Origin of the sequence: Trichlorobacter thiogenes (assembly GCF_900167465.1) — a bacterium.
Taxonomy (GTDB): domain Bacteria; phylum Desulfobacterota; class Desulfuromonadia; order Geobacterales; family Pseudopelobacteraceae; genus Trichlorobacter; species Trichlorobacter thiogenes.
In genome coordinates this window covers 103,450-125,094 of record NZ_FUWR01000005.1, presented here as the reverse complement: position 1 = coordinate 125,094, position 21,645 = coordinate 103,450, and the positions used below count along the sequence as shown (strand labels likewise).

Below are 21,645 nucleotides of genomic sequence, written 5' to 3'. Positions count from 1 at the left end.
AACCAGTCCGCACCAACCATTACAGACTACTATTCCTGTCGGGAGTAAACCATGCCCCATCGTGAGCTGACCCATTATGCTGTTTCAGTAGTTGGTGCTGATCGTCCCGGCATTGTTGCCGGAGTTACCGAGGCACTCTACAAGTTGGGCTGCAATATTGCCGATTCCAGCTGCGCCATGCTGGCTGGCGAATTCGCCATGATCCTGATTGTCTCCCACAAAAAGCCGTTTACCAAGGCCCTGCTGATTGAAGAGTTGAAGCCGGTTTGTGAGCGGATGGCCATGACCCTTTCGGTGCGTCATCTGCCGTTGGGTGAAGAAGATCGCAAGGAAACATCGGGCGAGATCTGCCAGATCACCGTCTATGGGGCTGATCAGCCGGGGATTGTCTACCGGGTGACCAATACCTTGGCAACACACCAGATAAATATTATGGATCTGCAGACCAAGCTGGCCGGAACAGAACAGGAGCCGGTTTATATCATGCTACTGGAGGCAACCCTGCCGGATGGTTGTGAGCCGGAAGCGGTGGAGCAGCTTCTGGATGGACTGAAGCAGGAGCTGCAGGTTGAAATCAGTGTGCGGATAGTTACCCCGGTGGAGCTGTAATGGCGGTTCAACCGATTCTGAAATACCCGCACCCGCTGCTGAAAAAGATGGCCCACCGTGTTGATAGTTTGGATACAGCTATTCAGAATTTGGTGCAGGACCTGCTTGACACCATGGCGGCCGGTCCCGGTTCGGTGGGGGTGGCTGCGCCACAGATCGGGGTGGGGTTACGGATCTGCGTGGTGGATGTGTCCAACAGCCGCCACGGCAAGGATAATAATCACGGTCTGCTCTGCATGGTTAACCCGGAAATTATCAGTCGCAGCGGTAACGCCGTGATGCGGGAAGGCTGCATGAGTGTGCCGGATTATACCGGCGATGTTGAGCGGGCCACCGAGATAACGGTCCGTTTTCTGGATAGCCAAAGCGGTCTGGAGCGGGAAGTGGCTGCCTCCGGGTTTGAGGCGGTGGCGATCCAGCATGAGATGGATCATCTGGATGGTCTGCTTTTTCTGGATCGGGTTATTAGTGTATCAACAGGCCTGTTTCGCAGAAAAAGCTACCGTTAGGGAGCAAAGATGAAAAAGACTGAACAGAAGCTGTTGCTGCAGCTAGCCAGGACAACCATCGTGGCACAGGTGAACGGACAGCCTCTGCCCGGCATTGAAAAACCGTCAGAGGCGCTGCAATCCCATTCCGGCTGTTTTGTAACCATCAAGCAGCAGGGGCAGTTGCGTGGCTGTATTGGCAGTTTTGTGGCCCAGCAGCCACTCTGGCAGACCGTGCGGGAAATGGCGGTTTCTGCTGCCACCCGGGACCCCCGTTTTTACCCGATGCGGCCTGCAGACCTGGCTGATTTTCAGCTGGAGATCTCAGTGCTTTCGCCGCTGCAGCTGATCCAGTCGGTTGATGAGATTGAGGTTGGCAGCCACGGGCTCTACCTGATCAAAGGACATGCCCATGGTGTGCTGCTGCCCCAGGTGGCCACGGAGTACGGCTGGGATCGGGAGACCTTCCTGCGCCATACCTGCCTGAAGGCCGGCCTGCCGGAAACGGCCTGGAAAAAGGATTGTGAGATCTACATCTTCTCTGCCGAGGTGTTTGGAGAAGGGTCTTGATGTAAGGTCTGTCTGCGATTTTGTGTGTTGTATACTGATTGATATCCCGCCTCAATACGATTATCTGGTTGTCCTATCATTCTTGTCAAGTTATACTCATTAAAAGTCCCCGCTGTCGTTATTGTGTTTTTGTTACGCCTACTGAATGCAATAGGGAAACATCACAGGAGTTGTGATATGCGACGTGCCCTTGTTTCTTTGGTTCTGCTACTGGCATCACTGCTGCTCTCCGTTGCACCTTGTCTGGCCGTAAAACTTAACAGTCCGGCCCCAGACTTTGTTCTCAAGGATCTGCATGGGGTTAAACAGGCCCTTTCAGCTTACAAGGGTAAGCTTGTACTACTTAACTTCTGGTCAACCACCTGTCCCCCCTGCGTGCAGGAATTGCCCTCACTGAACGAACTTTATAAGGAACAGAAACAGGCTGGCTTGGTGGTGCTGGGCATCGCCCTTGATCCTGCTGAAAAGCCGGTTCGTGAGCTGGTCGGCAAGCTCAAAATCGAGTATCCGACCATGCTTGATAGTAACAAGGATGTTTACTTTGACAGTTACGGCCTGTTTGGCCAGCCGGTGAGTGTGATTGTTGACCGTACCGGTCTGGTGCGTGAAAAGATTATTGGTGCCGTAGACTGGAACTCGCCTCAGATCAAGGCAAAAATGAACAGCTATCTGAAAGGACGGTGACCCTATGCAATTCTGGATGAAGTTTGGTGTAGTGCTGATTGCAGCTCTTGGCATTAGCGGCTGCAGTTCCGGGAATTTTATGGTCTACAAGGATTCCAAACATTTTTATGTGACCAGTACCGGGCCAGAGCTTAAGAGAATCCTGTGCGATACCGGGGATATGGATAAAATTGCCAAAGAATCTCAGCTGCCAGCCCCCCTGCAGAAAGATCTGAAAGATGGCATCTGCAACAGTAACAAGGTTAAGGAACGTCTGTTAGCAACCCTTGAAGGGATGACTAAAGAGCAACGTACGGCACTGAAGACCGCATTCCAGCAAAATGGTTACGATATCAACGTTGTGGCCAACTGTTGAGGCAGCGGCTACTAGCGCCCGTGTGGCGCATCAGGAACCGAGGCAGGAAGTAGTCTTCGAAACAATGGCCGGGTGTTTACCCGGCCATTGCCGTTTAAGCAACGGACAGTCTTTGAGGGGCTGACGTGTGCCGTTTCATTGACAGCTTTTGCTTTTACGGTAAGCTTCTCAAGCGACACGCAAAGAACGGGAGGTATATATGTTCCTGTTTCGCATAGCCGCAGTTTTCTGTTGCCTTTTAAGCCTGCTGATTGCCTGTTCGCCCAAAAAGCCCGTTAAGATCGGTTTTCTGGGTGGCATGTCAGGTCGGGTAGCCGATCTGGGGGTGGCTGGCCGCAATGGTGCCATGCTGGCCATTGAGCAGAGAAACACTGCCGGTGGTATTCATGGGCAGCAAGTGGAGCTGGTGGTAAAGGATGATGGACAAAATTCGGAAGTTGCCCAAAAAGCAGTTGCCGAGCTGCTGAACAGCAACATTGAGCTGATCATTGGCCCCATGACCAGCAGCATTGCCTTGGCGGTGCTTGATCAGGTTAATGCCTCAAAGGCGATTCTGCTTGCTCCTACGGTGAGCACGACGGCCCTGACCGGCAAGAATGACAATTTTCTGCGGATTATTGGCGACACCAGTACCTACGCGACCAAGCTCGCCCGCTATCAGGCGCAGAAGTTTGGACACCGCCGCGTGGCGGTGATCTATGACCTGAACAACCGTTCCTACACTGAAAGCTGGTTTGGAGATTTCAAACGTGAATTTGAACTGCATGGCGGCTCAGTCGTTGCGGTAGAAACCTATCATTCCTTACCCACAACCTCTTTTCATCAACTGGCAACAACGCTTTTAAAACAGAAACCAGAGCTGGTGGTTATCATTACAAACGCTGTTGATGCTGCCCTGATCTGCCAGCAGATCCGCAAACAGGATGCTGCGGTGTCGATCGGTATGGCCGAATGGGCCTCAACCGAGCGGTTTATTGAGTTGGCAGGCGGTGCTGCGGAGGGGGTTCTTGTTTCCCAGTTTGTAAATCGCACAGATCCTTCAGAACGTTATCAGAGATTTCTAAAGCAGTACCGTGAGCGTTTTGGTGGTCAGGAGCCTGGCTTTGCAGGGCTTGCTGGCTATGATGCTGCCCTGGCAGCCATGGATGCCTATGCTGCGCGCAAATCAGGAGAGACTCTTAAGCAAACCATAATCCGCCTGAACAGCTTTCAGGGGGGGCAGCAAAAGTATCAGATTGATCGTTTTGGTGATGCAAACCGCTTAACAACGGCCACCATTGTGCGTAACGGAATCTATCAAACTCTGGAGTAGGCATGGCTATGGCTGTCCGCCCGCTGCGTCATATGCTGGTCCGTTTTGCTGCGCTGGTTACCCTGTTGCCCCTGGGGTTAAGTGCGCTGCTGGGCAGTCTGTGGCTGTTGCCCCAGGCGGAGCAGGAGATCGCCTCCTACCATCGCCAACTGGCATTGACCATTGCCGGACAGGTTGATTCGTTCTTTAAAACATCACGTGTCACCGCTGTTTCCGTGGCAGGCGTTATTGATCATGACGAACATGTTGCTACTGTCCAGAAGGCCATTGCAACCAACCTGCAGTTACTCAAACGTCTCCGCGCCATGTATCTTGTTGATGCTGGCGGTCGGGTGCGGGCGGTTGGGGTTAACAAAATGTCTGCGGCACTGCAGAACGATCTGCTTGGGCTTGATCTTTCCCGCAATGAGCTGTTTCAAAAGGCAAAAAGCACTGGTGCGGAACAGTGGTCTGACAGTTTTCTTTCGGTGGTTGGCGGAGGACTGTCGGTTGCCGTAGCCGTACCGACAGGCACTAACGTGGTGATTGCCGAGTTTGATCTTGCCTATCTGAGTGAGTTTTTGCAGCAGACAACCCCCGTTTCTGACCAGGTGATCATGCTGATTGACCGGCGTGGACAGGTGGTTGCCGATCAGGCAGGGACCTGGACCGCTCAGCAGCTGAATCTGAGCAACATCCCGCTGATCCGTGATCGTCTCAACTCCTCGAAAGAGGTGCATGGACGTCTGGTGCTGAATGGTGTTGAAATGGTGGGCAGCCTGCACAGAATTGGCACGGTTGACTGGTGGGTGCTGGTGGCGCGCCCCACGCAAACGGCCTACCGCCAGCTCTGGACCTCACTGGGTATCATGGCGGTAGCACTTTCAGCCACCACACTGGCCGCCTTTGGGGTGGCCATGGTGCTGACTCGCCGGATGTCACAGCGTTTTGAATCGCTGGCTGAACATGCGCAATTGATCACCCGTGGTGGAGCAGCAACGGACTGGCCGCATTCCAATGTTGCTGAATTTAATGCGTTGGCCGACAGTCTGCAAAAGATGTCAGGAAGCCTGCATGAACGGGCCCGACTGCTTGAAGATGAGATTGCAGAACGCCAGCAGGTGCAGGAACAACTGCATGAAAAAGCGTTGCTGCTGGAGCAGGAGGTGGCTGAGCGGGTGTTGGCAGAGCAAAGTCTGCAGGTTAAACAGACGCAGCTTGAGACGTTGAATCTGACCCTTGAAGACCGGGTCCGCCAGGAGCTGGCCAAAAACCGCGAAAAAGATGCCATTATGATTCAGCAGGGACGTCTTGCTGCCATGGGGGAGATGATATCCAACATTGCCCACCAATGGCGGCAGCCGTTGAATGAACTGGCAATCATGGTCCAGACCCTTAGGCTGGAGTATGATGATAACCTACTGAATGGTGAACGGATTGATGAGTTTACCGATGACTGCATGAATACCATTCAGCACATGTCTCAAACCATCAACACCTTCCGTGACTTTTTTAAGCAGAATCGCGCAGTACAACAGTTTGATCTGTCGACCGCCATCACGGCAACCGCTAATCTGCTTCAGGCCTCGCTGCAGGCCGCTGGTATCAGCCTGAAGCTTGATCTGCAGCCAGGTTGTCTGCTGCAGGGACAGCCCAATGATTTTTCTCAGGTTGTGCTGAATATTTTAAATAATGCCAGAGATGCACTGCTGACTCGAGCGGTGCCTGCTCCGGCGGTAACGGTGACAACCCAGCAGGTCCAGGGGATGGCTCAGATCACCGTAGAAGATAATGGCGGCGGTATTGCAGCCGATATTGTTGATAAGATCTTTGATCCGTACTTTACCACCAAGCATAAGGCCCAGGGCACAGGTCTGGGGTTGTATATCTCAAAAAAGATCATTGAAGAGAACTTTAACGGTACGATAGAAGTGGAATCCTGTTCAGGCGGTACCCGCTTCAGGATTGTCGTGCCGGTGAAGGCGCCTGATCTGCAGCAACAGAATTCTGCCTAGCCGCATTAACAGGCAGTACACATACTTTCATGCCGTAGCCGGGCCGCCTTTTTGTGAGAGGCGGCCCGTTTTGTGTTTAAGAGTCTGGCGTGTCCAACAGCCCGTCCTTCAGGCGGATGGTGCGCTGGGCGTAGCGGCCGTTATCCGGGTTGTGGGTCACCATCACGATGGTCTGGCCAGCCTGATGCAGCTCTGCAAAGAGTCCCATGACCTGGTCGCTGGTGGCGCTGTCCAGGTTGCCGGTCGGCTCATCGGCAAACAGGATCGCCGGGCGGTTGACTACGGCCCGTGCGATTGCCACTCGTTCCTGCTCTCCACCGGACAGGCGGCTGGGCAGGCGTCCGGCGCAATCTGCCAGCCCCACCCGTGTCAATGCGTCACTGGCCAGCTGTTGTTTTTCCAGCGCTGACATCTTCAGCGGGGCCAGCGGCAGCATGACGTTCTCCAGTGCGGTCAGGTAGGGCACCAGATGAAAGGACTGGAACACGAAGCCGAAATGCCCGGCCCGGAAATCCGCCAGACCATCGTCATTCAGGCTGTAGATGGCAGCGCCATCCACCTCGACACTACCGGCACTGGGGTGGCACATCCCTCCCAGAATGGTCAGCAGGGTACTCTTGCCGGAGCCGGATTGCCCCATGATGCAGACAAACTCGCCGGTCTCCACGGTCAGATCAACCCCCTTCAGGGCAGCCACGTTGCCTGCACCAGAGGGGTAGTTTTTTGTCACATTGGATGTGGTTATCATGTGGTTCCTCGTTTTCAGAAAAAGGCCATTTCCTAAAGACTTCTGAGTGCGTCTGCCGGGTCCATCCTGCCTGCCCGCCGCGCCGGATAGACCGCTGCCAGCAGACTGACCAGTCCCACGGCAGCAATGGCGGCAAGGGCCACCTGCCACTGTAGCAGCAGGTGCGGGTGATCGGACTGAGCCAGCAGAGGTAGCGCAATCGCCGCAGCCCCAAGCCCCAGCAGATAGCCTGCCAGGCCTGCCACCAGCCCCACCAGCCCGGCCTCCAGCAGGATAATCCCCATCACATGTCCGGTGCGGTAGCCGATGGCCCGGAAGATGCCGATCTCCACCTTGCGCTCATTGACATTGCCCATCATGGTGATGAAGACCACCAACAGACCGATCAGGGCGATCACACCGCCCATGCCCAAGGAGAACCGCTTGAGCTGGCCGATGGTCTGCAGCCGCCCCTCCACCACCTGTTTGATGGCGCTGACCTTGGCATCCGGCAGCACCGCGGCAATCTGATCCACCATCTCGCCAATCGGACAGCCGGAACAGAGCGCTGCCACCTCGATCAGGGTGATTTTACCCTGTTTGGCGGTAATGGCCTGGGCAGCTGCCAGCGGCACAAACAGCAGGCCGTCATCCTGGGAGCCGGTCTCCTGCAAAAGCGCCGCAACCTTGAACGACCTGTCCCCTACGGTAAGCCGGTCACCCGGCTTTACCCCCAGCACCCGTGCGGCGTTGCTGCCGAGTAAAGCATCGTCAGCTGCCGACGGCTCCGTACCGGTCAGACGCCACCAGGGCTTCATCCGTAATTCAGCCGCAAAGTCCACCCCCACCAGTAGTAGCTCCTTGCCCTGCAGGGTGACTGCCCCCAGCACCTTGGGGGCAACGGCGGCGATGTTCTGGTGGTTCTTGATGGTGCGGATCCGCTCCAGCACCGATGGATCAAGCTCACGCTGGTCAAAGGAGACCCGTCCCAGGCTGATGCCACCGTAGGAGAGGGCCAGATCATTGCTCTTGGGGGTGATCAGGATATTGGCCCCGAACTGATCCATGGTGTGCTCAATATCAGCAGTCATGGAGTTTGAGAGGGTGACCAGCGCCACCACCGCAGCCAGCCCCACGGCCAGTGCCACGGTCAGGAAAAACATCCGGGCAGGTCGGCGGATCAGGTTTTTTAAGGCGATCTGATAGGGTCTCATGGGAAGAACCGTGCCCCCTGTTTCAGTTCAGCCACCGGCAGGAGCAACTGATCACCTGTCACCTGTGAGGGCAGGAAGTGGGGGTTGCAGCCACCTACAGATGATGGACCGATCCGGTCAATCGGGAAGGTCAGGTTGCAATTGCGGCAGAGCATCACGTCCCCCTGCTGTTGATAGCCTTTGCGTTCCTTAAAGCAGACGTCGCAGGCATCCAGCGCGGTCCTGATCCGGCCATCACTGCCTTTGACCGCAAAAAAGCGGATCTCTTTGCCGTCCAGGGTAATCCGGTAAAAGGAGGCCTGCTGCGGTTGCAACTCTGCCAGCGGAATCTTTACTACGTTGCCGTCTGCCTGCACCGTCTTGTGTGAACCACTGCTGCAGGCTGTTACAACAATCATACAGATCACCATCAAAACCTGTTTCATAGCGAATCTCCTGATGTTTTATGTGGGTATGGCGTCTCAATACCGTTATTGCAGGCAGCGCAAGGTGCCTGCGGTCCAGTATTGGGCCACTACTGCAGTATATGAGCTTGTGTAATAGGGACTTTTAGGGTTTAGAAACGGTTTTGAGGAGGAACAAAAATGGAGATATAGACCTGTGGCGGTGCTTGTGGGGTTGGGAGGTTAAAGTTACTGGCAATGGCAACCGGCAAAGGAACTGTAATGGCTTTCAGGGTCAGGGGGGCATGGCAGGCGCAGGCACAGGCGGTTGTTGCGCAGCAATCGTCCTGCTGGGTATCCGCTGCATCATGATGACAATCATCACAACCAGTGGCTGCAGCTGCAGAACTGACAGTTTTGGGCAGATCCTGATGGCTCAGTGCAGCCACCGGAGCCATCAGGATCGTTGCCAGTGCCAGTATGCTCAGCAGGGTGGTGCTGAATATGCGGATACGTTTTTGTAGCATAGTTAAATAGTAGGGATTCCCCTGGATGTTTGTCAAGCTGTTTCCAGCAGTTCATCGGTTTCCGGTTTCCGCAAAAGCAGCGAGGCAACCACTGCAATTACCAGGGTTACCACGATCACTGCAAGCGACAGGCTGATCGGGATATGGAAGCCCAGCATCATCAGGATCATCTTCACCCCTACAAAGGCCAGGATCAGGGCGATACCAAACTTGAGGTAGGCGAACATCCCCATCAGATTTGACAGCAGGAAGAAGAGTGACCTGAGTCCCATGATGGCAAAGATGTTGGAGGTCAGTACAATAAACGGATCCAGGGTGATGGCGAAGATAGCTGGAATGGAGTCCATGGCAAAGATCAGGTCGCTGCTTTCCACCACCAGCAGCACCATGAAGAGCGGACTGGCGATCCAGAGCTGCATGCGACGGGTAACAAACCAGTCGCCCCTGATCCGTTTGGTCATTGGCAGAAAGCGGCGGGCCAGTTTGACCAGCGGGTTCTTGTCCGGCTCGATCTCGTCATCGCCGCTGAAGGCCATCTTCCAGGCGGTGTAGACCAGCAGTGCACCAAAGAAATAGAAGAGCCATTGAAATTCCTTCAGCAGGACGCTGCCAGCGAAGATGAAGGCCAGCCGCATCACAATCGCCCCCAGAATACCCCATTTCAGCACCTTGGCCTGCAGTTCGCCCCGCACCCCGAAGACCGTGAAGATCATGATGAATACGAACAGGTTATCCACCGAAAGCGACTGTTCAATCAGGTAGCCGGTCAGAAACTCCAGCGCCTTCTGCTGGCCCATGGTGAACCAGATTCCGCCACCGAACAGCAGAGCCAGGAGCATCCAGACCACGGTCCAGGTGGCTGCTTTTTTGAAGCTGACGTGACCGCTCTTACGATTCAGGCTCAGGTCGATGACCAGCATAAAGCTGATCAGTACGGCAAATACTATCCACATCAGTGTTGTCGGGGACATATACAAACTCCAGATTTACAGTGAAAAGAGGCGCCAGCCCATGGCAACGCCAAATACCAGAAACATGAATCCGGCAGTGCGATGAATCCAGCAGACCGGGATATATTTAACCAGTTGTTTACCGGCAAATATGCCGATCAGCGAGACCAGCCAGAGTGCCAGGGTTGAGGCCACAAAGACCGTGCCCATGCCGCTCAGGCTGCCGGAATGCTGGGCTGCCTGACTGGCGGTAACCAACTGGGTCTTGTCACCCAGTTCCGCCATGAAGATCATCAGAAAGGCGGTCCGCACTGCATCAGCCGCTGTGGGGGGGGGACCATCTTCATCTTCAGCATCACAGGCATTTTTCAGGGTGCTGTAGCCAAAGTACAGAAACAGCAGGGCAGAAACCAGGGTGACCCAGAAGATCGGCAGCACCAGAAACAGGATCTTGCCCACCAGTACCGCTGCAAGATTCAGCACGGCAAAGGCAGCGGCAATGCCGATGAAGATCCGTTTCCAGGGGTAGCGCAGCGCCAGGGCCATGGCTGTGAGCTGGGTCTTATCACCCAGCTCTGCCAGAAAAATCAGCCCAAAGGTGCTGATAAAGGTGGACAGCTCCACCTAGAACTTTACTTTCGGTGCAACCTTGGCTCCCTCTTCAGCCTTGAACGGTTCCTTGCGCTTCAGGTGCAGCATCAGGGAGTTGGTCAAAGAGTTGGGGAAGGTACGGATGCTGGTGTTAAAGGCCTGTACCTGCTTGTTGTAACGCTCACGGGCCACGTTGATCCGGTTTTCAGTCCCTTCCAGCTGTTTCTGCAGGTCAAGGAAGTTCTGGTTTGCCTTCAGGTCAGGATACTTCTCTGCCACCACCATCAGGCGGGACAGGGCGCCGGACATCTGACCCTGCATCTGCTGGAACTTGGCAATGGCAGCCGGGTCATTGATGACATCCTTGCTCACCTTCATGCCACCCACACTGGCACGGGCCTCGGTGACCGCCTTCAAGGTGTCGGCCTCATGTTTGGCATAGCCTTTGACCACCTCAACCAGGTTGGGGATCAGGTCGTTACGACGCTGATAGGCAGATTCCACATCACCCCAGGCAGCAATTACCGCTTCTTCATTGGCCTGCATGGAGTTGTAGCCGCAGCCGGACAGCATGCTCATCAGCAGGGTTCCCATAATCAACAGCATGATTCGTTTCATTGTGATTCCTCCGTTTTCTTTGGTTTCTTTACTTTCTTCTCAATGTAGGTCTTGACCTTGTGCAACAAATCCTTGGCCCAGACAAATTCAGTGGCCAGGATCCCCAGGCCCAGTGGTATCACCACGATTGCCGGGCCAGGGGTAAAGATCATGATGATACCGATGATCACCACCGTGACACCTACCACCGCCACCACCAGTTGGCGGGCCTTGCGCAGGGTCCAGTGCAGCATTAACGCTGGGCCATGGCCTGCAGCCGGGCGATCCGCTCTTCCATGGGCGGATGGGTGGAGAACAGGCTCATCATACCGCCGCCGGTCAGCGGATTGACGATGAACATATGGGCTGTGGCCGGTGTGGCGTCATGCATCGGAATCTGGTACGATGCGTTCTGCAGCCGTCCCAGGGCACTGGCCAGGGCGCGGGGCTTGCCGCAGATCTCGGCGCCGGTTGCATCAGCCAGATATTCCCGCGAGCGGGAAACCGCCATCTGGATCAGCATCGCCATAAACGGGGCGAGAATTGCCATAGCCAGTGATCCCACCAGGCCGCCAAGACCGCCACCTTCTTCATCATCCCGCCCAGCGCCCAGCATGGCTCCCCACTGCAGCATACTGCCGATCATGGAGATGGCACCGGCAAAGGTGGCAGCAACCGTGGAGATCAGGATGTCGCGGTTCTTGACATGCCCCAGTTCATGGGCCATCACCCCTTCCAGTTCTTCAGGTGAAAGAATCCGCAGGATCCCTTCCGTGGCTGCCACTGCAGCATGGCTGGGGTTACGACCAGTGGCAAAGGCATTGGGTGACTGGTCCGGGATGATGTAGACCTTGGGCATCGGCAGATTGGCCCGGCCAGCCAGCCGCTCCACCATATCGTAGAAGGCCGGGTTCTCAGTGCGGGTGATCTCCTGGGCATTGTACATTCGCAGTACGATCTTGTCTGAAAACCAATAGCTGCCAAAGTTCATGACTGCCGCCATGACAAAGGCGATCAGCATGCCGCCTGATCCGCCAACAGCGCCGCCCATGGCCACCAGCAGCACCGTCAATAGTGACAGTAGCAAGGTTGTTTTAAACTGGTTCATCATTGTTTGGTTCCTCCGTTAGGTTGCTTTGATAAAACCGGGGAAGGCCAAATAAAAAAGACCTTTACCCACGGCGAAATAAAAATTTTGCACCTGGATAAAGGTCTTGCTGGCGATTTCTCGTCCCACGTCCGAGCCCTTTTTACAGGACTGTCTTGACGAATCGTGGGCCGACCATGTCTCCGGTCGGTAGCTACTCCCCTTTACGTAGAGAAATCATAATCAGCCTTGGTATGCTTGTCAAGGGGATTCGATAAGTTGTTTTTTATGTCATTTCAGCAGGTTTTAAACAAGCAGCGTAAATTCGCCACTGGCAGGGTGGTAGCTGTACAGGTTACCGGACTCAATATCAAAGTACCAGCCATGCAGGTCCAGTTGTCCGGCATCAACCCGCTCCCGTACCCAGGGGAAGGTCAGCAGGTTTTCCAATGAAACCAGTATCGAGGCATGTTCGCAGGCCTTGGCCTGGCGCTCCGGCGAGTCACCGGCAAAGTTTTCCAGCACCTGCTGCTTGGCCCGCTCGGCAATGCTGACCCACTTGCTGATATACTCACCGTTTTTATCAGACGGAATCCCCTCCATTAAAGAACGGATGCCTCCGCAGTTGGAGTGACCCAGCACAATGATATGCTCCACCTCAAGATGGCAGACCGCATACTCAAGGGCGGCGCTGACCCCGTGGTAGGCCTGGTCATGTTCGCAGGGGGGGACCAGGTTGGCCACGTTGCGGACAATAAACAGATCCCCCGGCTCCGAGCGAACCATCATGGAAGGATCGACCCGTGAATCACTGCAGCCGATCAGCACCACCTTGGGGCGCTGCCCCTTTTTCAGACAATCAAACAGCTCGTGGTCTTCATGGAAGTATTCTTCCTGGAAGTTACGGAAGCCGTGGATAAATTTTTGGATTTCCTGCATTGCAGCTTCTCCCTCAAGCCTGCTTCAGGCGGGTCTGCAGCTCGCTGGATTTTGTCTCCAGCTCCTGACGGGTGGAGGCACGGAACTGCTCCAGCTTCTCTGCCAGCTCAGGTCGTTTGATGGAAAGGATTGAGGCAGCCAGATAGCCGGCATTTTTGCCGCCATCAATGGCCACGGTGGCTACCGGAATGCCGGGGGGCATCTGCACTGTGGCATAGAGGGCATCCACACCGGCCAGGGCACCTGATTTCAGCGGTACGCCAATCACCGGCAGGGTGGTATGGGAGGCGACAACGCCAGCCAGATGGGCAGCCATACCTGCCCCGCAGATCAGGACCTCAATCCCCCGTTCGCGGGCGGTACGGGCATAGACAGCGGTCTTGTCTGGCAGACGGTGGGCAGAACTGATATCCATTTCCCAGGCGATTCCCAATTGGCTTAAAACCTCGGCAGCCTTCTCCATTACCGGCAGATCACTGTCGCTGCCCATCAAAATACCAACCAGCGGCTTGTTCATGGCGTACGTCCCTTTCAAATGTTGTCGCAATTGTATGAAAATAAAAAAGCCTTTATCGCACAGTTTGGATCTCTGGACAAAGGTTGGCACAACCTAACGAAACAGCCGTTTGCTGTCAACAGCTTTTGGGCCATGCAGGCGTTGATGCAGCTGGATTCTGGTAATCAGCTGTGGCATGATGCGCCATGCCCATTTCAACCTCAGATACAAGCCGTTCACTGCACTACGGCTGGGTCATTGTGGCGGTCGGTGCCTTGGTGCTGTTCTCCTGTCTGGGGCTGGCCCGTTACGCCTACACCATGCTGCTGCCTGCCATGCAGGCCGGTCTGCAGCTGTCCTATGACCGGATGGGGCTGATCGGCACCGCCAACTTCAGCGGCTATCTGGTTGCCGTGGTGCTGTCCCCCTGGCTGATCCGCCGTTTCCGCCCACGGGCGGTGATCAGTGCCGGTCTGCTGCTGATCTCACTCTGCATGGCCGGTATCAGTCAATCCCACGGTTTTCTTCCGGTTGCACTGCTCTATGCGCTTACCGGTCTGGGTGGTGGTTTTGCAAACATCCCCCTTATGGCGCTGGTTCCCTGCTGGTTCCGTAGTCAGACCCGTGGCCGGGCAGCCGGGCTGATTATTGGTGGTAATGGTCTGGCCATTATCTGTGCCGGGTATCTGATCCCTCTGCTCAATCGCTCTTACGCTGCCGATGGCTGGCGTATGGCCTGGCTGCTGCTGGCAGCCATGGCTCTGCTGACTGCTTTGATTGCGGCCCTCTGGCTGCGTAATACCCCTGCAGAAAAGGGGCTTGAACCGCTGGGGCCGGTGCAGCACGAACAACACGGCAGCATGCCGGTACCCCATGAACATCGTGGTGATGGCGGGCTGCTTGTCCGGTTGGGATTGCTGTATCTGGCCTTTGGCGCAACCTTCATGGTCTTCGGCACCTTTATTGTCACCAGTATGGTGCGGGAGTACGGTCTGAGCGAGGTCCGGGCAGGGCAGTACTGGTCATGGGTAGGCTTCTTCAGCGTTTTTTCCGGGGTTGGCTTTGGCGCCCTGTCTGACCGGATTGGGCGCAAGCAGGGGCTGATACTGGTTTTTCTGGTGCAGAGTACCGCCTATCTGTTAGCCGGTCTCAAGTTGGGAAGCGTTGGTCTACTGTTTGCCATTGTCCTGTATGGCTCCGCTGTCTTTGCCATACCGGCCATCATGGCCGCTGCCGTGGGTGACTATCTGGGCAGCGCCCGGGCTGCTGCTTCATTTGCCACCATTACCCTCTTTTTTGCGGTGGGGCAGGCCATCGGGCCAGCCGTTGCCGGGCTGCTGGCGCGTCTGTACGGTTCATTCAGCCCTGCCTATCTCTGCGCTGCTGCTATTACACTCTCTGCAGCCCTGTTTGCCTTTTTTCTGCCCTCTCCAAAACAGCGTGGAATAGCTTGACATCTCATGGTTTAATGGCAGACTTTTACACGCCTTTAAGCTGATTTAACAACACTGGGCACTGAAGTCTTAATGCGGGTGAGGCCTCCCGTTGAGGTTAAACTAGATGATCTATCTTTCCCTGATTCAGAACATCGCCCTGCTGGTGGCCTTAACCTTCCTGCACGGGCTGCTGCTGCGCCGCATCCGGCACCAGGGGCTCGGGTATGCGCTGGTGTCCGGCCTGCTGTTTGGCGGAGTGGCCCTGGTGGGGATACTGACCCCGATAGTCCTGCAGCCCGGCCTGATCTTTGACGGACGCAGTATTGTTATTGCCGTGGCCGGTCTGTTTGGTGGTCCGGTTACCGCCGGGGTTGCCGCCGTTATGGCTGCCGGCTACCGCTATTGGCTGGGCGGGGTCGGGGCTGCCATGGGAATCGCCGTTATTATCGGCGCTGGCGGCATCGGTGTGATCGGTTACTACCTGCGCCGCCGCTATCCCGGTCTGGCTGGTCTGCCCGGTATCTATCTGTTCGGGCTGCTGGTGCACCTTTGGATGATCGGCTGTACCGCTCTGCTTCCTTCGGCTGTAATTGCCAAAACACTGGCAACCATTACGCTGCCGGTCCTGGTTATCTATCCCCTTGCCACCCTGCTGGTCTGCCAGCTGTTTCTTCAGATGGAGCGCCATATTGCCGTTGAACAGGCCCTGGAAGCTGAACGTGCCAGCCTTAACAGTCTGATTCAGGCCATACCGGACCTGTTGTTTGAGTTGGGGCTGGATGGCCGTTACTATGCCTGTTATACCCGTGATCCAGACAAGCTGGTTGCACCGTCTGAGCAGTTATTGGGCAAGACGGTGCATGAGATGTTGCCGCCCCAGGCAGCAGAGGTCTGTCTTGAAGCATTGCAGGAGGCCCATATAACCGGCCATTCCCATAGACGGCAGATCATGTTGCCGCTTCCAGATGGCGATGCCTGGTTTGAGCTGTCTGTTGCCCGGAAGTCGGGAACTGGCGGCGATCAGCCACGCTTTGTGGTGCTTTCCCGTGATATTACCCTGCGTAAGCAACATGAGGCGCAGTTGCTTGAAGCCCGTTACGCTGCAGAGGCAGCCAACCGGGTGAAAAGTGAGTTTCTGGCCAATATGAGCCATGAGATCCGCACCCCGATGAACGGCCTGCTGGGGATGGTGCAGCTGATGCGCTATACAAAACTGAATCATGAGCAGGAAGAGTATTTGGAAAACATGGAGCTTTGTTCCAGCACCCTGCTTTCTCTGATCAGCGACATTCTGGATCTTTCCAAGATTGAAGCAGGCCGGATCGAACTTGAAGAGATCACCTTTCCAATCCGTCTGGTGCTTGAAGAGGTCGTTGCTATCCAGAGTGCCACTGCCCGACAGAAATCGCTGCAACTACAACTTGATCTGGCGGATGATCTGCCGGAGCAGATGCAGGGCGACCCGTTGCGCTTCAAGCAGATTATCCTGAACCTGTTGGGGAATGCCGTCAAATTTACCCAGCAGGGGGGCGTTACAATCAGTGCTTGCCGTCTTGCATCAGAACAGGATACACCGGCCAGATTGTTGGTAGCAGTCAGAGACACCGGCATCGGCATCTCTGAGGAACATCAGAAACAGATATTTGCCCCTTTTACCCAGGCCGATGGAACCATCACCCGTAAGTTTGGCGGCTCCGGTCTGGGGCTTGCCATCTGCAAGCGTTTGACCGAGTTGATGGGAGGGCAGATCCGGGTTGAATCAGAGCCGGGCAAAGGAAGCTGCTTTTATGTCGAACTACCGCTAGCAAAGGAGCTCCCATGACAGAACGTATCATCCTGCTCTGTCTGCTCTGTTTTCTGTCTGCTCTGGTGCTTATGTTCCGTAATCTAAGCAAGCGCCTGCAGACAGAGATTGATGAACGGGAAAAAACCGAGCAAGAGCTGGTTGCCAGGGAAGAGCAGTTACGCACCCTGATCAACTCTGTGCCTGATATTGTCTGCTTCAAGGATGCCGAAGGCAGGTGGCTTGAGGCCAATGAGTTTGATCTGCAGCTGTTTCAGCTGGAAGGGGTTGACTACCGGGGCAAGAAGGATTCAGAACTTGCCGCCTACAGCGGATTTTATCGGGATGCCTTTTTAGGCTGCGAAGACAGCGATGAAATCGCCTGGCGCAAGGGCAGCCTCTCCCGCTCTGACGAGATTATTCCCCGACCTGATGGCAGCAGCAAGATCTTTGATGTCATCAAAGTACCCACCTTTGACCAGCAGGGCAGGCGCAAAGGGTTGATCGTGGTGGGGCGGGATATTACGGAGCGCAAACAGATTGAGCAGAAGCTGGAGACCGATCGCAACTATCTGAAGGCATTGTTTGAGTATGGCGGTTCCGGCCACCTGATTGTCTCTTCGCAACGGATTATTGTGCAGGTAAACCAGCAGTTCTGCGAGATGCTGGGCTATACGGAACAGGAACTGCTGGGGCAGTCGGTGCGGATGCTGCACCTTGATGAGCAGCACTATCTGGATTGGGCCCCGCGCTTTATCCAGGCCCGTAACGGTGTTACCCATCTGAGCGCAGAACATCCTTCATTGCGTAAGGATGGCAGCATTATCTGGTGTGTCTTTACCGGGGTGCGCTTAACCCTGCCTGATGGCGATCAAGGGGTTGTCTGGAGCGTGATCGACATCAGCGACCGCAAGCAGGTTGAGGATGAGCTGCTGCACGCCAAAGAGGCTGCCGAGGCTGCCAACCGGGCCAAGAGTGAATTTCTGGCCAACATGAGCCATGAACTGCGTACCCCGATGAATGGGGTGATCGGTATGGCCCATCTGTTGGGTGCCACGGAACTGAGTCCTGAACAGGAGAAGTATCTTGGCTGCATTGAAAGCTCAGCAAACAGCCTGATTACCTTGATCGGTGATATTCTGGACCTCTCCAGGATTGAGGCAGGCAAGCTGGAGCTAGAGCAGGTTCAGTTTTCGCTACGGCGCATGGTCGATGAACTACTGGCAAGCCAGCAGTTTGAGATTAACCAAAAAAATATCAGCGTCCATATTGATCTGGCTGACAGCCTGCCGGAGATCCTGCTGGGTGACCAGATGCGGACGCGGCAGATCTTGCTGAACCTGCTGGGCAATGCGATTAAGTTTACCGGGCAGGGCAGGATTACCATTGCCGTGGAACTGGTGGCACGCAGAAACGGTAGTGCAGTGGTCCGTCTGACTGTTGCCGATACCGGCATCGGCATGTCGCCGGACAAACTGGCGCGGATCTTTGCCCCCTTTGAGCAGGCTGATAACTCAACCACCCGCAGGTACGGCGGCAGCGGATTGGGTCTTGCCATCTGCAGCCGTCTGGTTGAGCTGATGGGAGGACAGATCTGGGCGGAAAGCCAGGAAACGGTTGGCAGTAGCTTTCATGTTGAACTGCCGTTTACCGTGCCGGATCAGTCAACCATTCAGCAGCAGTGCAATGGGGCGGAGACGGATAGTGGGGTGGTGTTGCGGCCATTGGCCATCCTGCTGGCAGAGGATAATCCGATCAGTAGAGAGTTTGTTGTAAAATTACTGACACGGTTGGGGCATCAGGTCACTGCAGTGGCTAATGGTCAGGAGGCGCTTGAACAGGTGGAACAGCAGCGGTTTGATATTGTCTTGATGGATATCCAGATGCCGGTACTGGGGGGTGATGTTGCCACCAGGAGTATCCGCCAGCAGGAGCAGCAGAGCGGCGGCCACCTGCCGATTATCGCCCTGACGGCCCACGCCATGCATGATGAACGGGCACGATTGCTGGAGCAGGGGTTTGATGCCCATGTGTCCAAGCCGGTGGATGTCGCTTTGTTATTGGATGTCATGAAGCGACTGACAGGTATCGCGTCATGACGGCATCTGTCCTGGTCTATGGTGTTGGCATGCTGATTCTGGCTGCTTTGTTTCTGTTGTATAGCTGGCAAAAACGCCAGTTGCAGCACCAGGTAGCATTCAAGCAGGCGTTGCTGGAACGCACCACCGCAGGGATTCTGATCGTATCATCAGAGCGGATGATCGTTGAGGTGAACCGACGTTTCTGCGAGCTGTTCGGGTATGGTCGCGATGAACTGGTTGGCCAGAGCGTGGAGATTGTGCATCCTGACCACGAGCAGTATCTACGTTTTGGTCAATGGTTCGCCAATGCCCGTGCCAATGGACCGCTGGTACAGATTGAATGGCAGTACCGACGCAAGGATGGCAGCCTGTTCTGGGCGGTTATTTCCGGTGGCGCCATTACCCTGCCTGATGGTGATGGCGGGGTGGTCTGGAGCCTGACTGACATCAGTGATCGTAAACAGGCTGAAGAAGAACTGCTGGCTGAACGCAGCCACCTGCAAGCCCTGTTTGAACATAACGGCACCGGCAACCTGATTGTCTCGTCAGAACGGCTGATGCTGAAGGTCAATCAGCAGTTCTGTCACCTGTTCGGGTATCAGGAAGAAGAGATGGTGGGGCAGTGCGTACGGATGCTCCATGTTGATCAGCAGCACTATGAAAACTGGGCGCCCACCTTCAGGCAAGCCCGGGATGGCAAGACGCACCTGACTGCTGAATACCCGATGCGCCGCAAGGACGGCAGTGTCTTCTGGTGCTTCTTAACCGGGGTCAAGTTGCCGCTGCAGGATGGCGAGATCGGGGTCGTCTGGAGTATCATTGATATCACCGAGCGTAAACAGGGAGAGATCGCCCTGAAACGTCTTTCACTTGCCGTGGAACAGAGTGCCAATATAGTGGTGATCACCGATCCCCACGGGGTGATCCAGTATGTGAACCCCCGTTTTAGCGAGGCAACCGGTTACAGCCCGGAAGAGGCCATTGGTCAAACCCCCCGGATACTCAAATCAGAGTATCATCCCCCGGAGCTGTATGCCGAGCTCTGGCAGACCATTACCGCAGGCCAGCCCTGGCGGGGTGAGCTGCTGAACAAGACCAAGGATGGCACGGAATTCTGGGAGCAGGCCACCATCACCCCGCTGCTTGATGATAGCGGAGCCATCATTAACTTTGTGGCGATCAAGGAGATTATTACTGAGCGCAAAGAGGCAGAACGGCAGATGGCCCTGCTGAATTTTGCCCTGGATACGATCCATGAGGCGGCCTTCATGGCCGACAAGGATGCCCGTTTTTACTATGTCAATCAGGAGGCCAGCCGTGCCACCGGGTACAGCCGCGAAGAACTGCTGACCATGGGGATTGGCGATATTGATACTGATTTTTCACTGGATGAGTGGCCTGCCCTTTGGCACCAGCTGATGGCACAGCGCAGCATGACCTTTGAGGGATCTCACAGAGGCAAGTCAGGTAAGCTCTATCCGGTTGAGGTTACCGCCAATTACCTTGAGTTTAATGGAGAGGGCTACAACCTGGGGCTGGTACGGGATATAACCGAGCGGAAAAAGATTGAGGCAGCACTGCAGGAGGCCAAGGAACGGGCAGAGACTGCCAACCGGGCCAAGACAGAGTTTCTGGCCAACATGAGCCATGAACTGCGTACGCCAATGCACGGGATCATCAGTACGATACACCTGTTGCAATCAACAAAACTAGATCATGAACAGGATGAGTACCTGGAGAATGTTGAGCTCTCTGCCAAAAGCCTGTTGGCAATAATCAGTGATATCCTTGATATTTCAAAGGTTGAGGCAGGTAAGCTTGAGTTTGAATATGTTGATTTTTCCCTGCGCCAGACACTGCATGAAATTATTGGGTCCCAGACCTATACCATCAGCCAAAAGGGACTGGAGCTGATCTGTGACCTGCCGGAGGAGCTGCCGGATACCCTGCAGGGGGATGCGCTACGGGTCAAGCAGATCTTTCTCAACCTGCTGGGCAATGCCATTAAATTTACTGCACAGGGGCGGATTACGGTTGCGGCCCGGCAGATTTCCCGTGATCGCAACAGTGTCACCCTGCGTCTATCGGTCAGCGATACCGGTATCGGCATGTCGGCAGCGGCAATGGAGCGAATCTTTGCCCCCTTTGAACAGGCAGACAGCTCCACCACCCGCAAGTATGGCGGCACCGGTTTGGGGCTTTCAATCTGTCGCCGACTGGTTGAGCTGATGGGGGGACGGATCTGGGCAGAAAGCAAGGAAGGGGTTGGCAGCAGCTTCCATGTTGAGCTGCCGTTCCTGCTTCAGAAACAGCCGGAACGGTCCCTGAGCCAGGTGGTTAAGGAGAATCTCCCGGAACAGAGGCCAACCCGTTCTCTGAAGATCCTGCTGGCAGAGGATAATCAGATTAACGCCCGCAGCATGACTGCCATCCTGAGCCGGATGGGACATCAGGTCACTGCAGTGGAGGATGGCCTTCAGGCGCTTGAGCAATGGCGAACGACTGAGTGGGACTGCATCCTGATGGATGTGCAGATGCCGGTAATGGATGGCATTGAGGCCACCCGTCAGATCCGCCAGGAGGAGCAGCAGCGGGGGAGCCACACCGCCATTATCGCCCTGACCGCCCACGCCCTGCGGGGTGACCGCGAACGGATCATGGCAGAAGGGTTTGACAACTACATCGCCAAGCCGGTGGATATGGAACTGCTGCTGGCAGCATTGGCATCACTACCAGGAGGTACATCTGCTTCTGCTCATCGGGTCTGATAGAAGCACAGTGTAACATTGCCTATGGGCCATGTGACGTGGCATCGGAGCCTT

The 21,645-nt window shown here is 55.3% G+C and carries 22 protein-coding genes; 11 read left to right on the top strand and 11 right to left on the bottom strand.

Going from position 1 to position 21,645, the window contains the following annotated elements:
* Nucleotides 1-51: 51 nt before the first annotated feature.
* The 7 genes from B5D39_RS06410 (at nt 52) to B5D39_RS17330 (ending at nt 6,012) form a co-directional block, all read left to right on the top strand.
* Entirely contained in the window at nt 52-609 is a 558-nt protein-coding gene (locus B5D39_RS06410; protein ID WP_078789609.1) for a glycine cleavage system transcriptional repressor, read from the top strand.
* Complete coding sequence (gene def / locus B5D39_RS06405) at nt 609-1,118, top strand: peptide deformylase (RefSeq protein ID WP_078789606.1); 510 nt, start codon at nt 609-611, stop codon at nt 1,116-1,118. Before B5D39_RS06410 ends, def begins: the two co-directional genes overlap by 1 nt.
* 9 nt (nt 1,119-1,127) lie before the next feature.
* Nucleotides 1,128-1,667, top strand: a complete 540-nt coding sequence (amrA, locus tag B5D39_RS06400; protein WP_078789604.1) for an AmmeMemoRadiSam system protein A — start codon at nt 1,128-1,130, stop codon at nt 1,665-1,667.
* Nucleotides 1,668-1,844: 177 nt separating this feature from the next.
* Nucleotides 1,845-2,351: a peroxiredoxin family protein gene (locus B5D39_RS06395; protein WP_078789602.1), complete on the top strand. Its 507-nt coding sequence runs from the start codon at nt 1,845-1,847 to the stop codon at nt 2,349-2,351.
* A 4-nt stretch (nt 2,352-2,355) separates the two neighbouring features.
* Nucleotides 2,356-2,706: a hypothetical protein gene (locus B5D39_RS06390; RefSeq protein WP_078789600.1), complete on the top strand. Its 351-nt coding sequence runs from the start codon at nt 2,356-2,358 to the stop codon at nt 2,704-2,706.
* A gap of 199 nt (nt 2,707-2,905) precedes the next feature.
* On the top strand, nt 2,906-4,018 hold the full coding sequence (locus tag B5D39_RS06385) for an ABC transporter substrate-binding protein (RefSeq protein ID WP_078789598.1): 1,113 nt from the start codon (nt 2,906-2,908) through the stop codon (nt 4,016-4,018).
* 2 nt (nt 4,019-4,020) lie between these two features.
* Nucleotides 4,021-6,012, top strand: coding sequence for a sensor histidine kinase (locus tag B5D39_RS17330; RefSeq protein ID WP_078789596.1), 1,992 nt, complete (start codon nt 4,021-4,023; stop codon nt 6,010-6,012).
* Between the two features lie 76 nt (nt 6,013-6,088).
* Here B5D39_RS17330 and B5D39_RS06375 read toward each other — a convergent pair whose 3' ends face one another.
* The 11 genes from B5D39_RS06375 to purE all read right to left on the bottom strand — a co-directional run bounded on the left by B5D39_RS06375 (nt 6,089) and on the right by purE (nt 13,544).
* Nucleotides 6,089-6,760 (bottom strand): ABC transporter ATP-binding protein, encoded by a 672-nt coding sequence (locus tag B5D39_RS06375; RefSeq protein WP_078789594.1) that lies wholly within the window; start codon nt 6,758-6,760, stop codon nt 6,089-6,091.
* Between the two features lie 32 nt (nt 6,761-6,792).
* Nucleotides 6,793-7,953 (bottom strand): ABC transporter permease, encoded by a 1,161-nt coding sequence (locus B5D39_RS06370; protein WP_078789593.1) that lies wholly within the window; start codon nt 7,951-7,953, stop codon nt 6,793-6,795.
* A complete protein-coding gene (locus tag B5D39_RS06365; protein ID WP_078789592.1) occupies nt 7,950-8,378 on the bottom strand; it encodes a DUF2318 domain-containing protein in 429 nt (142 codons plus the stop codon). Before B5D39_RS06365 ends, B5D39_RS06370 begins: the two co-directional genes overlap by 4 nt.
* Nucleotides 8,379-8,509: 131 nt before the next feature.
* Nucleotides 8,510-8,863 carry a hypothetical protein gene (locus tag B5D39_RS06360; RefSeq protein WP_078789591.1) on the bottom strand — a complete coding sequence of 118 codons (354 nt, stop codon included), beginning with the start codon at nt 8,861-8,863 and terminating at the stop codon, nt 8,510-8,512.
* Between the two features lie 32 nt (nt 8,864-8,895).
* Nucleotides 8,896-9,834 carry a TerC family protein gene (locus tag B5D39_RS06355; protein ID WP_078789589.1) on the bottom strand — a complete coding sequence of 313 codons (939 nt, stop codon included), beginning with the start codon at nt 9,832-9,834 and terminating at the stop codon, nt 8,896-8,898.
* Between the two features lie 15 nt (nt 9,835-9,849).
* Nucleotides 9,850-10,437, bottom strand: a complete 588-nt coding sequence (locus B5D39_RS06350) for a TMEM165/GDT1 family protein (RefSeq protein ID WP_078789587.1) — start codon at nt 10,435-10,437, stop codon at nt 9,850-9,852.
* Complete coding sequence (locus B5D39_RS06345; RefSeq protein WP_078789585.1) at nt 10,438-11,022, bottom strand: LemA family protein; 585 nt, start codon at nt 11,020-11,022, stop codon at nt 10,438-10,440. It abuts the gene before it with no gap.
* Complete coding sequence (locus B5D39_RS06340) at nt 11,019-11,255, bottom strand: PGPGW domain-containing protein (RefSeq protein ID WP_078789583.1); 237 nt, start codon at nt 11,253-11,255, stop codon at nt 11,019-11,021. Before B5D39_RS06340 ends, B5D39_RS06345 begins: the two co-directional genes overlap by 4 nt.
* Nucleotides 11,255-12,109 (bottom strand): zinc metalloprotease HtpX, encoded by an 855-nt coding sequence (htpX, locus tag B5D39_RS06335; RefSeq protein ID WP_139366695.1) that lies wholly within the window; start codon nt 12,107-12,109, stop codon nt 11,255-11,257. Before htpX ends, B5D39_RS06340 begins: the two co-directional genes overlap by 1 nt.
* 285 nt (nt 12,110-12,394) lie before the next feature.
* Nucleotides 12,395-13,027 (bottom strand): carbonic anhydrase, encoded by a 633-nt coding sequence (locus B5D39_RS06330; RefSeq protein WP_078789579.1) that lies wholly within the window; start codon nt 13,025-13,027, stop codon nt 12,395-12,397.
* A 13-nt stretch (nt 13,028-13,040) separates the two neighbouring features.
* The gene (gene purE / locus B5D39_RS06325; protein WP_078789577.1) at nt 13,041-13,544 is read right to left on the bottom strand and encodes a 5-(carboxyamino)imidazole ribonucleotide mutase; all 504 of its coding nucleotides are present in this window, start codon (nt 13,542-13,544) and stop codon (nt 13,041-13,043) included.
* Nucleotides 13,545-13,729: 185 nt separating this feature from the next.
* Here purE and B5D39_RS06320 point away from each other — a divergent pair, with 185 nt between their 5' ends.
* The 4 genes from B5D39_RS06320 to B5D39_RS06305 all read left to right on the top strand — a co-directional run bounded on the left by B5D39_RS06320 (nt 13,730) and on the right by B5D39_RS06305 (nt 21,591).
* Nucleotides 13,730-14,977 (top strand): YbfB/YjiJ family MFS transporter, encoded by a 1,248-nt coding sequence (locus B5D39_RS06320; protein WP_078789575.1) that lies wholly within the window; start codon nt 13,730-13,732, stop codon nt 14,975-14,977.
* A gap of 106 nt (nt 14,978-15,083) precedes the next feature.
* A complete protein-coding gene (locus B5D39_RS06315; protein WP_078789573.1) occupies nt 15,084-16,781 on the top strand; it encodes a hybrid sensor histidine kinase/response regulator in 1,698 nt (565 codons plus the stop codon).
* Nucleotides 16,778-18,841, top strand: a complete 2,064-nt coding sequence (locus tag B5D39_RS06310) for a PAS domain S-box protein (RefSeq protein ID WP_078789571.1) — start codon at nt 16,778-16,780, stop codon at nt 18,839-18,841. The genes B5D39_RS06315 and B5D39_RS06310 overlap by 4 nt, the downstream gene beginning before the upstream one ends.
* Nucleotides 18,838-21,591, top strand: coding sequence for a PAS domain-containing hybrid sensor histidine kinase/response regulator (locus tag B5D39_RS06305; protein ID WP_078789569.1), 2,754 nt, complete (start codon nt 18,838-18,840; stop codon nt 21,589-21,591). The genes B5D39_RS06310 and B5D39_RS06305 overlap by 4 nt, the downstream gene beginning before the upstream one ends.
* The last annotated feature ends 54 nt before the right edge of the window (nt 21,592-21,645 follow it).

Bases quoted from the DNA above. Each gene is read 5' to 3' on its own strand.
- B5D39_RS06340 (WP_078789583.1), bottom strand. From the start codon at position 11,255: ATGCTGCACTGGACCCTGCGCAAGGCCCGCCAACTGGTGGTGGCGGTG.
- B5D39_RS06315 (WP_078789573.1), top strand. From the start codon at position 15,084: ATGATCTATCTTTCCCTGATTCAGAACATCGCCCTGCTGGTGGCCTTA.
- B5D39_RS06365 (WP_078789592.1), bottom strand. From the start codon at position 8,378: ATGAAACAGGTTTTGATGGTGATCTGTATGATTGTTGTAACAGCCTGC.
- def (WP_078789606.1), top strand. From the start codon at position 609: ATGGCGGTTCAACCGATTCTGAAATACCCGCACCCGCTGCTGAAAAAG.
- B5D39_RS06360 (WP_078789591.1), bottom strand. From the start codon at position 8,863: ATGCTACAAAAACGTATCCGCATATTCAGCACCACCCTGCTGAGCATA.
- B5D39_RS06385 (WP_078789598.1), top strand. From the start codon at position 2,906: ATGTTCCTGTTTCGCATAGCCGCAGTTTTCTGTTGCCTTTTAAGCCTG.
- htpX (WP_139366695.1), bottom strand. From the start codon at position 12,109: ATGAACCAGTTTAAAACAACCTTGCTACTGTCACTATTGACGGTGCTG.
- B5D39_RS17330 (WP_078789596.1), top strand. From the start codon at position 4,021: ATGGCTATGGCTGTCCGCCCGCTGCGTCATATGCTGGTCCGTTTTGCT.
- B5D39_RS06355 (WP_078789589.1), bottom strand. From the start codon at position 9,834: ATGTCCCCGACAACACTGATGTGGATAGTATTTGCCGTACTGATCAGC.
- purE (WP_078789577.1), bottom strand. From the start codon at position 13,544: ATGAACAAGCCGCTGGTTGGTATTTTGATGGGCAGCGACAGTGATCTG.
- B5D39_RS06345 (WP_078789585.1), bottom strand. From the start codon at position 11,022: ATGAAACGAATCATGCTGTTGATTATGGGAACCCTGCTGATGAGCATG.
- B5D39_RS06320 (WP_078789575.1), top strand. From the start codon at position 13,730: ATGCCCATTTCAACCTCAGATACAAGCCGTTCACTGCACTACGGCTGG.
- B5D39_RS06410 (WP_078789609.1), top strand. From the start codon at position 52: ATGCCCCATCGTGAGCTGACCCATTATGCTGTTTCAGTAGTTGGTGCT.
- amrA (WP_078789604.1), top strand. From the start codon at position 1,128: ATGAAAAAGACTGAACAGAAGCTGTTGCTGCAGCTAGCCAGGACAACC.
- B5D39_RS06305 (WP_078789569.1), top strand. From the start codon at position 18,838: ATGACGGCATCTGTCCTGGTCTATGGTGTTGGCATGCTGATTCTGGCT.
- B5D39_RS06395 (WP_078789602.1), top strand. From the start codon at position 1,845: ATGCGACGTGCCCTTGTTTCTTTGGTTCTGCTACTGGCATCACTGCTG.
- B5D39_RS06370 (WP_078789593.1), bottom strand. From the start codon at position 7,953: ATGAGACCCTATCAGATCGCCTTAAAAAACCTGATCCGCCGACCTGCC.
- B5D39_RS06375 (WP_078789594.1), bottom strand. From the start codon at position 6,760: ATGATAACCACATCCAATGTGACAAAAAACTACCCCTCTGGTGCAGGC.
- B5D39_RS06390 (WP_078789600.1), top strand. From the start codon at position 2,356: ATGCAATTCTGGATGAAGTTTGGTGTAGTGCTGATTGCAGCTCTTGGC.
- B5D39_RS06330 (WP_078789579.1), bottom strand. From the start codon at position 13,027: ATGCAGGAAATCCAAAAATTTATCCACGGCTTCCGTAACTTCCAGGAA.
- B5D39_RS06310 (WP_078789571.1), top strand. From the start codon at position 16,778: ATGACAGAACGTATCATCCTGCTCTGTCTGCTCTGTTTTCTGTCTGCT.